This is a genomic window from Bacillus luti, assembly GCF_009739945.1.
In the GTDB taxonomy this organism is placed as follows: Bacteria; Bacillota; Bacilli; order Bacillales; family Bacillaceae_G; genus Bacillus_A; species Bacillus_A luti.
The window spans coordinates 2535491-2547216 of record NZ_CP040336.1 but is presented as its reverse complement, the minus strand read 5'-3'; the positions used below and the strand labels follow the sequence as shown (position 1 = coordinate 2547216).

Annotated in this window: 16 protein-coding genes and 1 pseudogene; 4 read left to right on the top strand and 13 right to left on the bottom strand. The window is 33.8% G+C overall.

Translation table 11 applies throughout. The annotated features are described in order from the left end of the window. Window positions 1–14: 14 nt before the first annotated feature. Window positions 15–1013, bottom strand: coding sequence for an acetoin:2,6-dichlorophenolindophenol oxidoreductase subunit alpha (acoA, locus tag EUC40_RS13045; RefSeq protein ID WP_071712011.1), 999 nt, complete (start codon window positions 1011–1013; stop codon window positions 15–17). A gap of 169 nt (window positions 1014–1182) precedes the next feature. After that, a complete protein-coding gene (locus EUC40_RS13040) occupies window positions 1183–1662 on the bottom strand; it encodes a DinB family protein (protein WP_156575576.1) in 480 nt (159 codons plus the stop codon). Between the two features lie 246 nt (window positions 1663–1908). On the opposite strand from EUC40_RS13040, the gene EUC40_RS13035 reads away from it, so the two are divergent. Together EUC40_RS13035 and EUC40_RS13030 are read left to right on the top strand one after the other, a co-directional pair. Further along, window positions 1909–2754, top strand: a complete 846-nt coding sequence (locus tag EUC40_RS13035) for an oxidoreductase (RefSeq protein ID WP_208814650.1) — start codon at window positions 1909–1911, stop codon at window positions 2752–2754. A gap of 41 nt (window positions 2755–2795) precedes the next feature. Then, entirely contained in the window at window positions 2796–3305 is a 510-nt protein-coding gene (locus EUC40_RS13030) for a GrpB family protein (protein WP_156575574.1), read from the top strand. An 88-nt stretch (window positions 3306–3393) separates the two neighbouring features. On the opposite strand, the gene EUC40_RS13025 is transcribed toward EUC40_RS13030, so the two are convergent. The 7 genes and pseudogenes from EUC40_RS13025 to EUC40_RS12995 all read right to left on the bottom strand — a co-directional run bounded on the left by EUC40_RS13025 (window position 3394) and on the right by EUC40_RS12995 (window position 6725). Next, entirely contained in the window at window positions 3394–3765 is a 372-nt protein-coding gene (locus EUC40_RS13025) for a DUF4181 domain-containing protein (protein ID WP_156575573.1), read from the bottom strand. A 120-nt stretch (window positions 3766–3885) separates the two neighbouring features. After that, the gene (locus tag EUC40_RS13020) at window positions 3886–4269 is read right to left on the bottom strand and encodes a DUF4181 domain-containing protein (RefSeq protein ID WP_071712006.1); all 384 of its coding nucleotides are present in this window, start codon (window positions 4267–4269) and stop codon (window positions 3886–3888) included. 14 nt (window positions 4270–4283) lie between these two features. Beyond that, entirely contained in the window at window positions 4284–4730 is a 447-nt protein-coding gene (locus tag EUC40_RS13015) for an NUDIX domain-containing protein (RefSeq protein ID WP_156575572.1), read from the bottom strand. Window positions 4731–4765: 35 nt separating this feature from the next. Beyond that, window positions 4766–5083, bottom strand: a complete 318-nt coding sequence (locus tag EUC40_RS13010) for a DUF4181 domain-containing protein (protein ID WP_071712004.1) — start codon at window positions 5081–5083, stop codon at window positions 4766–4768. 63 nt (window positions 5084–5146) lie between these two features. Further along, the gene (locus tag EUC40_RS13005) at window positions 5147–5989 is read right to left on the bottom strand and encodes a PP2C family serine/threonine-protein phosphatase (protein ID WP_156575571.1); all 843 of its coding nucleotides are present in this window, start codon (window positions 5987–5989) and stop codon (window positions 5147–5149) included. Further along, window positions 5967–6446, bottom strand: a complete 480-nt coding sequence (locus tag EUC40_RS13000; protein WP_156575570.1) for an HIT family protein — start codon at window positions 6444–6446, stop codon at window positions 5967–5969. The genes EUC40_RS13005 and EUC40_RS13000 overlap by 23 nt, the downstream gene beginning before the upstream one ends. A 112-nt stretch (window positions 6447–6558) precedes the next feature. Then, window positions 6559–6725, bottom strand: a pseudogene (locus EUC40_RS12995) (glycine zipper domain-containing protein). Window positions 6726–6940: 215 nt separating this feature from the next. Between EUC40_RS12995 and EUC40_RS12990 the strand changes: the two are divergent. Continuing rightward, on the top strand, window positions 6941–7177 hold the full coding sequence (locus tag EUC40_RS12990) for a hypothetical protein (RefSeq protein WP_149175151.1): 237 nt from the start codon (window positions 6941–6943) through the stop codon (window positions 7175–7177). Between the two features lie 49 nt (window positions 7178–7226). Here the strand turns inward: EUC40_RS12990 and EUC40_RS12985 are convergent, their stop codons facing one another. Both EUC40_RS12985 and EUC40_RS12980 read right to left on the bottom strand, forming a co-directional pair. Beyond that, on the bottom strand, window positions 7227–8063 hold the full coding sequence (locus EUC40_RS12985) for an ABC transporter permease (protein ID WP_156575568.1): 837 nt from the start codon (window positions 8061–8063) through the stop codon (window positions 7227–7229). Continuing rightward, a complete protein-coding gene (locus EUC40_RS12980; protein WP_071712000.1) occupies window positions 8056–9261 on the bottom strand; it encodes a quaternary amine ABC transporter ATP-binding protein in 1206 nt (401 codons plus the stop codon). The genes EUC40_RS12985 and EUC40_RS12980 overlap by 8 nt, the downstream gene beginning before the upstream one ends. A gap of 171 nt (window positions 9262–9432) precedes the next feature. On the opposite strand from EUC40_RS12980, the gene EUC40_RS12975 reads away from it, so the two are divergent. Next, window positions 9433–10290: a glycine betaine ABC transporter substrate-binding protein gene (locus EUC40_RS12975; protein WP_156575567.1), complete on the top strand. Its 858-nt coding sequence runs from the start codon at window positions 9433–9435 to the stop codon at window positions 10288–10290. A gap of 44 nt (window positions 10291–10334) precedes the next feature. Here EUC40_RS12975 and clpP read toward each other — a convergent pair whose 3' ends face one another. Continuing rightward, complete coding sequence (gene clpP / locus EUC40_RS12970; protein WP_156575566.1) at window positions 10335–10916, bottom strand: ATP-dependent Clp endopeptidase proteolytic subunit ClpP; 582 nt, start codon at window positions 10914–10916, stop codon at window positions 10335–10337. A 20-nt stretch (window positions 10917–10936) separates the two neighbouring features. Continuing rightward, window positions 10937–11623 carry an RNA polymerase subunit sigma-70 gene (locus EUC40_RS12965; protein ID WP_071711997.1) on the bottom strand — a complete coding sequence of 229 codons (687 nt, stop codon included), beginning with the start codon at window positions 11621–11623 and terminating at the stop codon, window positions 10937–10939. Between the last annotated feature and the right edge of the window lie 103 nt (window positions 11624–11726).

Sequence of the window (11726 nt, the reverse complement as noted above, 5' to 3'; positions counted from 1 at the left end):
TTTTCACCCTCCTCTTATTTGTAAGAAACGTATACATCTTTTAATAATTCTGCATCCTCTGGATATGGACTATTTTCACTAAATTCAATTGATTTTTGTACTGCTTCATCTACTGCCTTTTCCATATCTACAAGTTCAGTTTCTGTTAATAATCCTTCATGAATTAAATGCTTACGGAAATGCACAATCGCATCTTTTTCATTTAAATGCTCTTCTTTTTCTTCTGAAGTTTTATATGTTTGCGCTTCACCTTCAAAATGACCGTAGTTACGATATGTCATGCATTCAATAATTGTTGGCCCACCGCCATTACGCGCACGTTCGATCGCTTCTTCCGCGGCTTTATATACTGCAAGTAAATCTTTCCCATCCACTTGAACACCTGGAATATTGTAAGCTTTCGCTCGATCTGCAATGGAATCACAACTTGAAGCATATTCAAATGTCGTTGCTTCACCGTAACCGTTATTTTCTGCAATAAAAATAACTGGTAACTTCCAAATCGCCGCTAAATTAACCCCTTCATGGAATGTTCCTTCATTATTTGCTCCGTCACCGAAGAAACAAACACTTACATCTTTCGTTCCTTTATATTTAGCTGTTAATGCTGAACCGCAAGCAAGTGGGAAACCGCCGCCTACAATTCCATTCGCACCAAGCATTCCTTTATCTAAATCGGCAATATGCATTGAGCCGCCTTTTCCTTTACATAATCCTGTCGCTTTCCCAAAAAGTTCAGCCATCATACCGTTTAAATCACAGCCTTTTGCGATACAATGTCCATGTCCTCTATGCGTACTTGTAATACTGTCGCTATCTGTTAAGTGGGCACATACACCAACTGCTACCGCTTCCTCACCTGCGTATAAATGAACGAAACCTGGTAGAACACCTTGCGCGAATAATTCATGTACCTTATCTTCAAACTTACGAATCTCTAACATTTTTTCATACATCCAACGAGCTTGTTCTTTCGTAATTTCATTCCCTTTACTTTCAGTTGTTTTTAACATGTCCAGCCCTCCTATTTTCTTGTTCATCTTTTATATTGCAAGTACCGTGCCAATTTCTAATCCTTAATTTAATAGCTTCTCTCTTTCTTTTAAAAATAAAAAAGTGGACAAAACGAGACTAATGTCTCATTTTGTCCACTTTTGTTCCCTTAATAAGAGAATCATTACTTTATTCATTCTCAAAACTCTTTTGTAATTTACGAATGTAAATAATTTGACCGATATGATATGCATTATGAGTCGTGACATTCGCTAGCACTTCCCACCACTTTGCAGAAACAGGAAATCCCGTTACATCACTTTCAACCTTTTCTTCATTTATGAGATTTTGCCATTGCAACAGCTTCTCTAATAGTTTTTCTCTTAATTCTTCAAATGTTTGATTATTTGATAACATAAAACTTTTGTTATTATCTCCAATAGCAGGTACGGCATTAACATTTGATTCTTTGTACCTAGTTTGCCACGTTGAATTCCAGTACAGTAAATGTTGTACAATTTCTGCTATACTATTACTCTCTTCATTCGGTTTCCAAAAAGCTTCTCTCTCTGATAAATCCTTAACTGCATCTGAAAATGGAATATACCAACTAGGGTCATTGGCATTTGCTAATAACTGATCTGCTAATACATCTTTCACATGGGCCATTTTTCTTCCTCCATTTCATCAACTTTTATATTATACTCTCTACTCTATACGGTGATTCTGCACAATTCCCTTCTTTAAAAGCATTCCATACATATGCAAATTAAGAATAGATAAGTACTTACTTGAACCATACATCAGTTCCTACAATTTAAAAATAAAATGAATATATATGGAAACAATATGTAAGATTAATAGATTTTCTGCTTACAACTCGTTATGATAAAAGAAAAAGAAAGCGAGCGACCAATGAATAAAAAAATCGCGGTTATTACAGGGGCTTCAAGTGGATTCGGACTATTAACGACACTTGAACTTGCGAAAAAAGACTATATAGTTATCGCTACAATGCGAAATGTTGAGAAAAAAGCAGACTTACTATCTCAAGCTACTAAACTCAAGTTACGGCAAAATATAAAAGTTCAACAATTAGATGTAACAGATCAAAATTCTATACATAACTTTCAATTATTTTTAAAAGAAATCAATAGAGTAGACCTTCTCATTAACAATGCAGGATATGCAACTGGAGGATTTGTAGAAGAAATCCCAGTGGAGGAATACCGTAAACAATTTGAAACGAATTTTTTTGGCGCAATATCAATCACTCAACTTGTCTTACCATGTATGAGAGAACAAAGAAGCGGAAAAATCATTAACATAAGTAGCATTAGTGGCCAAGTCGGATTCCCTGGTTTATCTCCTTACGTATCTTCAAAATATGCATTAGAAGGATGGAGTGAATCCCTTCGTTTAGAAGTAAAACCTTTTGGAATAGATGTTGCCTTACTTGAAGCAGGTTCTTATAACACGAACATTTGGGAAATTGGTAAACAACTAGCTGTAAACCAATCTGATACTGCTTCTCCGTACAAAGAATATATGGATGAAATACAAAAACATATTAATAGTGGTAGTGATACATTTGGTAATCCGCTAGATGTTGCTAAAAAAATCGTAGAAATTGCTGAATCTAAGCGTACGAATTTACGTTATCCAATCGGCAAAGGTGTAAAATTTATGATCTTTGCGAAGAAGATTCTTCCTTGGAGATTGTGGGAATACCTTGTTTCGAGAAGCTTTAAGAAAATGTAATTACCTGTATTAAAAACCATTTTGAAAGAGGTGCTAAACAAATGCTAGGTTTACCGTACGGGAAAGTATTTTTAGTTCCATGGACTGAAGAATGGGCAATTGAGTTTATAAAAGAGAAACAATTCATTGAAGAACAAATTGGTGAACGTATTGTAACGATACACCATATTGGTAGTACTTCTATTCCACATTTAAGTGCAAAGCCAATTATTGATATTGCAATCGAATTAGAAGATTATACGGACGGTTTGAAATGTGTTAAAAAGTTAGAACTATTAAACTATAAGTACAGAAAAGATGTATTGCCTGAACGATATTATTTGAATAAAGGTGAGCCAAGAACTCATCAAATTCATATGTATGAACGAGGGAACAAATATTTAATAGAACAATTAAGTTTCCGAGATTACTTAAGAAATAATGCAACTGCTCGCATGCAGTATGAACAGTTAAAGATGCGACTTTCACAAGCAAACCATAACAATAAACATAAGTATGCGGAGGAAAAAACTAGTTTTATTAAATGTATATTAGATAAAACAAACGTTTAAAAATATTCCTATTCTCAAAACAAAAAGCAACCATTTATCACCTAACAAATACATGGTTGCTTTTCACTCAATCCCCTTGTTTTCTTCTTTACGTTAAAAGCGGCTGGAAGTAAAGTAGTAATGAAATCATAATAATAAATGCAACTAATCCGATTATCGAAAGAATGTATTCTCTCGACTCCCTATCATATTTCCACTCCATCCATGCCCGTAACGTCCATAAATTTCCGAAAAAAATGAACATAACATATCCTACATTTTCGTTATTTACATAAGTAAAACAAGTTATGAAATAAATAAAAAATAATACTATTTCCAATTTCACATGCAAACTATTCACATGCTTATACCCGAAGAACCCTCGCTTCTTCATATTCAATTTTTTTCTTAAAAACTGTTCTAAAAAGTAACCACCTATACCTAGTACAATAATAATAATAATAATAGTAGAGGTCCCCATTGTGCTCCCTCCTATTACCTAATTTATTTTTTGAAATAAATTCGATTATATTATGATTACTTTTTACTAAACAATTTAAAATTCCATCAATTTATTAATGTACCTTCAATAATTATTTTGTCATGTAGCAGGAGAAACGAAGTAAAACATCATCGAAATCATAAGGATAAATGAAGATAATCCGAATAACGAAATAATATACTCTTTCGATTCTCTATCATACTTCCACTCCATGTATGCTCTTAAAATCCAGGAAACCCCTAAATAACTAAAAATAACATAAGCAATATTAGTGGTTTCTAATTTATATATATAAATAAAGCTAGTTATTAAATAAACAAAAATTAGTCCTATTTCTAATTTTTTATGTAAGCTATTTACATGTTTATTATATCCCCATAAGCCTTTCTTTGGCATATTCAACTTTCTTCTTAAAAATTGTTCTAAAAAGTAGCCAACTATACAAAAAACAAAGATTATAATCCAAAACGTATAGGTTCTCATTTCCATTCCTCCTATTACTCCATTGAATTATGTAAAATAAAGTGGACTATATTACGGTTATGATTTTCTAAGTAATTTACAATCCCTTCAGGATATGTTGGTTTTTCCTTTAATTCATTTAAACTTTTCCAAGTTAATATAATATCCTCATGTTCTTTATGCCTTATTGCATTCGTAACTATTTCTCGAGTAGCTCCCCAATGCATCAATGTACAACGATGACCTTTTTCGTTATTCCACGTAAAAATATGCTCATTTACAACAGCTAATTGCTCAACAAAGACTTCTAAATCATATTCTTCCAACAGTTCTCGCATGATAGCTTCTTGGGCCGTTTCACCAAATTCAATTGACCCGCCGGGAAAACGATAAAACGATTCATTCTTGTCACATTGAACGAATATTCTTGAATGATCTTCATTAAAAATAATCGCTTCTGCACGTAATAAAGGTCTTTTCATTTCTTCTCTCCCTCTTTCTTTAAATTCATATTATATTAAAGGAAGAAATGTAGTATGAATCCTGTTATTATTAATGCTACAATTCCTAATAATGAAATCAAAAACTCACGCGATTCTTTATCATATTTCCACTCCATATATGATTGAAATCCATATAACGTAATAAAAAACAATAGAGGTACATAGCCCATAAATATACGATTTGGAAGAAAAGTGCTTATTGCAATAACAACTATATAAGAGAAAATAATAATTCTATTTCCCCACTTATGTGTATCATTCACATATTGGTTATTCCATCCTTTTTGTTTCGGTATATTTAACTGTCTTCTCGCTATTCTTTCAAAAACCAATAAAGATAGTACCCATAAAATTAATAAGGCTATTTTTGTAATTGACAGAAAACCCCATCCTTTTTATTTTCTCACTTTAATTTTCTCCGGCTGATTACTCGGATACGTAGCATATGTATCATTTTCGCAGTCCCAACTTATAATTGTCGCACTATCACGTCCTAATTGATGATGAACGTGCTCTAATACATTTCGAACACACTCTGTTAGCTCTTCCTTATTTCCATTCATATCTTCATACAAATTGGATGACTTTTCATATCGGCGCTCCCCGCACTCTAATACCCCATCTGTTACCATGACAATTCGATTGTTACCAGTGCGCAATTCACGAACTCCTGACGAATAGCACGGAACGGGTAAATCAAATGTGTTAACATTACCAATCCACTCATAAAAATGACGTTGATTCAAAGTATATTGTCCTAATTTATGTAACTCTTCATGAAATACATAAACTAAACAATCGCCAATAGATAGCCACCATATGTAATTTTCTTTTCTTATACATATTAAGCAAGCTGTTTCACCTTTTATTCTTTTGCACTTTTCTTTAAATGATTTTGATTGAAAAATTGTAAGCATATGATTTTCAACAGATCGAAAAACTGTTTCAATTGGTTCTTTCATAATCGTGTTGATATTTTCATATTCTTTTTCGATTGTGTGTACTACTAGCTCAACACTTTCTGCACTATTATGTCCGTCTAAAATGGCTGTAAATTCCCAATCACCATTAGATAGAATGAAAGCACCATCTTCATTCTTTTTTGCTCCAGCACTTATATTTCCTCCATATTTACCAAGTACAATATCCCCATATTGCTTAACTGAGATTTCACCTAGACACATTTCCCTACTTCCAACCCATGAATATTGTCTATTATTTGTTGTATGCATATTCACTCACCATATACTTTCGTATTCTTTCGCATAGTTTTTTGATTTTCTCTGCGTCACCATATGGCGCATCTGTCCATTTCGCTACTTCAGTCGGTGACCAAAAATCTTTGGGTGTATTTGGATAACGCGGTATGATGTGCATATGCATATGTGGTACACCATTCCCTGAAACAAAAGTGTAAATATGTTCTGCACCTTCACTTTCTTTTAGCGCCTTACTTACTCTACTTGTTATAAGTCCAAACGCTTTTGCTTCTTCATCTGTTAGTTCGGCAAGACCAGGTACATGTCTTTTTATATCTATCATTACATAACCAAGGTATGTTTTGTCACTATCCCAGTGGACATGTCCAACGTAAACGAGTTCATCTTCGTAAATAGCTCCACCTGGAACTGTAATGTTTCCTATATGTTTTTCGCAAATAAAGCAGTTTTGTTCTACCTGATTGTTTGTTGACATATCCATCACCATCCTTTTATTTATAATATCATAAAAAAAGGAAAAACAGGATTTATATTCCGAAAATTCATTATTTTAATGAGGAGTTTTTTTAAATAAATTTATAAACTCATTATTTCTTCAAAAACGCAATCCCAATTACAATTCCAATAACAATTCCGATTACTAAATTATCAGTAAAAAATCTAGGTACTACACCGATTACAATACCTATAGCGATACCAATCGCCATCGCATCATTTCTTTTTTATTATTAGCCACCACAGCATCTCCTCTCACAATTTCTCCCCATACAATACCCATTTACATGAACGTCGCTGTTTCCTAATATATTCTCTATTCCACTTAATAAATTCCCAAAAATGTACTTTATTACTTTTCCATTCCCTCTACATAATCCTCTTCGTTTGAAAGAATTTTCAAGTCACCATTACATATACATAGGCATTTACTATAGGAAAGATCAGTAATTTATTGAAGGAGGAACGATTCAAATGCATCCTCATTGGCATCCAAATTTAAATCAACAATATACTTACTCCCCGCATCCAGTAAGAAATACACTGCACCATGATTCTCAATATATGATGCAGCGCATCGCAAGTCTTGAAAGCCAATTAGCGAAATTAATCTCATTAATCGAAGAAAATAATCAATTAATAAAATCAATGGAACAACAACAAAACCAAGTTTGCGCACCGGCTGGTGGTTCTGTTATCGTTCGTATGTAATTTTTCCAAACAAAAAAACACACTTTTTATAATAAAGTGTGTTTTCTCTTTATCTTCTTTTTTGATGAAATCCTTGTGTAATGCGGTCTAATATAATCGCAATCACGACGATAGCTAGTCCCGCTTCAAATCCCATTCCGATATTAACTTGTGTAACAGAGCGATATACATCTACACCAAGCCCTGGTGCTCCTACAAGTGAAGCTGTTACGACCATTGATAATGAGAGCATAATACTTTGATTTACACCCGCCATAATTGTTCCCGTCGCAAGTGGTAATTGTACTTTAAATAATTTTTGTGATGCGGTAGATCCAAATGCATTCGCTGCTTCAATTAAATCTTCTGGCACTTGTCTAATTCCTAAGTCCGTAAAACGAATTGTCGGCGGCATTGCAAAAATAACTGATGCAATAATACCAGGAACAACACCTACCCCAAAAAATGTAATCGCCGGAATAAGATATACGAATGCGGGCATTGTTTGCATAAAGTCTAATGTCGGTTTTAAAAATTTTGAGAAGCGTTCATTTTGAGATGCTAATATTCCAATTGGAATTCCAACAATGACTGAAATAATAACAGATGTAAGTACGAGTGCTAATGTTTGCATCGTTTGTTCCCAGTAGTTTATATTTAAAATAAATAATAATCCGATAAGCGTAAAAATGACTAAAGATACTTTTCTCGTCGTGTACCAAATGAGGAAACATAAGATAATAATCATCAATATAGCCGGTATTATTATTAAAAAATTAGTGAGTAAATCAACGAATCCACCGATAATATAAGAGAATCCTCGGAACAAGCCTTCAAAGTGCTCATATAAATTCGCAACAAATGAATCGACCCATTCCCCTAATGGAATACGAGGTATGCTATTCATCGTCTTTCACCTCTTCTTCAATATTTCCTGCAAGAGCTTGAATGACACTTTCACGTTTAATAATTCCTCTTAGTCTTTTCTTCTCATCAATTACGGGTAACGGATATTTCATCTCGGCCATTTTCGCATAGGTCTCTTCCAGTAAAGTATCTAAATAAACATGTGGAATATCGTTAAGTAGTAAATCAGCAATCGGCCACTGTTTTTGCACTGCTTTACTCGCGTCATCTGCAGTTAATATTCCTAAAAACTCATACTTCTTATTTACAACATATACTGTAGAAACACCCGCATTCCTCATAATTTGAAGCGCTACACGTGGTCCACGATCAATTAATAATGTCTCCGGTCGTTTTAATATAGATTCCGCCGTAATTACTTTCCCTAAATTCACGTCCGCAACGAATTTCTCAACAAACTCATTAGCAGGACTCATCATAATTTCTTCTGGCGTTCCAATTTGGACAACCTCTCCATCTTTCATTAACGCGATCCGATCACCAATTCGAAGAGCTTCATCTAAATCATGTGTAATAAATATGATAGTTTTCTCCATTTTATCTTGGAGTTCTAATAACTCATCTTGCATTTCTTTTCGAATAAGTGGATCTAATGCACTAAATGATTCGTCCATTAGTAAAACATCCGGATTATTTGTTAATGCCCTTGCGATGCCAACACGCTGCTGCATACCGCCACTAAGTTGACTTGGATAATTATCTTTATGATGATCAAGCCCTACTAACTGCAGTGATTCTAACGCTTTACTTTCACGTTCCTCTACTGGAACTCCTTGTATTTCTAATCCGTACGCAACGTTTTGTATTACTGTACGGTGCGGGAAGAGAGCGAACTTCTGAAACACCATACTCATCTTTGTTCTTCTCACTCTCCGCAACTCTTCTTTTCCCATCGTAGCGATATCTTCACCATCTATGTAAATATGCCCTGCTGTCGGTTTGATTAATTGATTTAACATACGAACTAACGTAGATTTCCCGCTACCAGATAACCCCATAATCACAAAAATTTCTCCAGTATATACTTCAAACGTTGCCTTTTTCACACCAACGTTCATTCCTGTCTCTTTCAAAATTTCTGATTTACTTTTCCCTTCTTTTAATAAGGAAAGGGCTCTTTGCGGATGTTTCCCGAATACTTTTGTTACGTTTTCAACACGCACCTTTGTATTATCCATGTCACTACTCCTTTTCTACCCATCTATTCACATAGTGTTGCGATTTTGCAAAGAAATATTACATAAAAATGACATTCATAAGATTTCTTTAAAATTCTCGTTTCCGTTCATAATAAGAATGCTTACTTATACATTTATTTAAAATGGCAAACGTTTCTTAGGAGGTTTTCGATGAGAAAGAAAATATGGCTTATATGCCTTGCATTATTTATTACTATGATTTTCACTTCATGTAATGCAACAAATGCAAATTCGAAAGGGAAAATTAAACTTGGTGTAACAAGTTGGAAAGAAAATATTGCAACTGCAAACATGTGGAAAGTTTTATTAGAAGATAAGGGATATAAAGTTGAACTCATGTATTTAGAAAAAGCTGCGATTTGGACTGGTGTTGCTCGTGGGGATGTTGATGCAAATTTAGAAGTATGGCTTCCCGTTACGGACAAACCATTAAATAATCGTTATAAAGATGAGATTGTCTTAAAGTCAAAATGGTACGAAGGGACTGGTCTCGGTTTAGTCGTTCCTTCCTATGTGAAAAATGTTAACAGTATTGAAGATTTAAATGCCCATAAAGATGAGCTAGATAACAAAATCATTGGTATAGAACCTGGTAGTAGCCTTATGAATTTAACGAATAAAGCTATGAAAGAATATGATATTAAATTAAAACTTGTCCAATCTTCAGAAGCTGCAATGATGAGCGAATTAAAAAAAGCATATACGAAAAAGAAACCAATCGCTGTAACGCTTTGGAATCCACATTGGGGCTTTTCAGAATTTGACTTAAAATATTTAAAAGACCCTAAGAAAGTATATGGTGAAAAAGATGATATTTATTACTCATTACGAAAAGGTTTTGAAACGGATCATCCAGCAGTTGTGAAATACTTTGATAAATGGAAAATGAATGATGAACAGCTTGGTACGCTAATGATCATGCTCAATAAAACGAAAGATCCAGAAGAAGCTGCGCGAAAATGGATTAAAAAGAATCAATCGTTAGTTGACGAATGGATAAAAGATTAAAAAACAGGCTAGAGAATAATGGATATTCTCTAGCCTGTTTTATGTTATTTTTTCGCAACAACATCATCTACAATCCCATATTCCTTTGCTTCTTCAGCGGTCATAAAATAATCTCTTTCTGTATCATGAGCTACTCGTTCAAGTGATTGCCCTGTTTTTTCTGCAATCATTTTATTAATATCATGCTTTAACTTTAATATTCTTTTTGCAGTTATTTCAATTTCCGTTGCCTGCCCTTTTACACCACCGAGCGGCTGATGAATCATAATTTCACTATTAGGTAACGCAAACCGTTTTCCTTTTGCACCTGATAATAATAGCAATGCACCAAATGACGCCGCAAATCCCATACAAAGTGTTTGCACATCCGGTTTAATTAGATTCATCGTATCTAATATCGCAAAACCAGCTGTCGTTGAACCGCCAGGACTATTAATATACAGGAATATGTCTTTTTCCGCATCTTCTGCCTCTAAAAATAATAATTGAGCCACTACACTACTCGCTACTTGATCGTTAATTTCTGAACCAATCATTATAATGCGGTCCTTTAATAACCTTGAATATATATCATAGGAACGTTCTCCTAATTTCGTTTGTTCTACGACGTATGGAATTGTATTCATTTTTATCCCTCCAATAATTGTTATGCTGCGCATAGCATACAACTGTAGGAAGAAGGCTTTTTCGCATTAAATAATAAGACTGGCTGTTTAGATGGTAACTTAGTAAAATCTATTGTCGGAAGAAGTTTTGTTAATAATTCCGGGCTTTCTTCACGAATAGACGTTACAACAATATCAATATCATCTGTGAATTCGACTATCTCAATTCCTTCTTCACTTACAGTTTTTAGTCTGTTTCTACTCCGAAATAAAGAAGCTTTCACTGCACCTTCCGATACAGCACATACTTTAGCAATATCAGCGATACTATATTGAAACACATCTTTTAATAATAAAATTGCGGATTGCTGTACATTTAATGAAGTCAATACTTTCCCTACCATTTCATGTAGATCTGCAATCTTCTCATGTGGCTCTTCAAAAGTAATCTGTTCCTTTATTTTTTCATAAACTGATTTCAACTTCATCTGGTCTAACCAGCGATTTCTAGCTATTTTATATAGAAGCGTCATACAAATATCTTTATTACTATATTTTTGAAGAACTTTACAAACTGTTTCTTGGGCGAGATCTTCACCGTCCCACTTGTTTTTCGTTAAAAATGTGCAGTACCTTTTTAGCTCTGTATAGTTCTCAATTAAAAAGCTTTTATTTGAATGATTCATATCGATATGGTTCTTTAAAATCTGAGTTACTTTTGTGCACAAAATAACCACTCCTTTTCAGCGCTTACTTTATAAACGATACAACTAATAAAAAAGTTACGGGGCATATAAAAAAATATGTTTATGTTCAATAATTCGCGGTCAT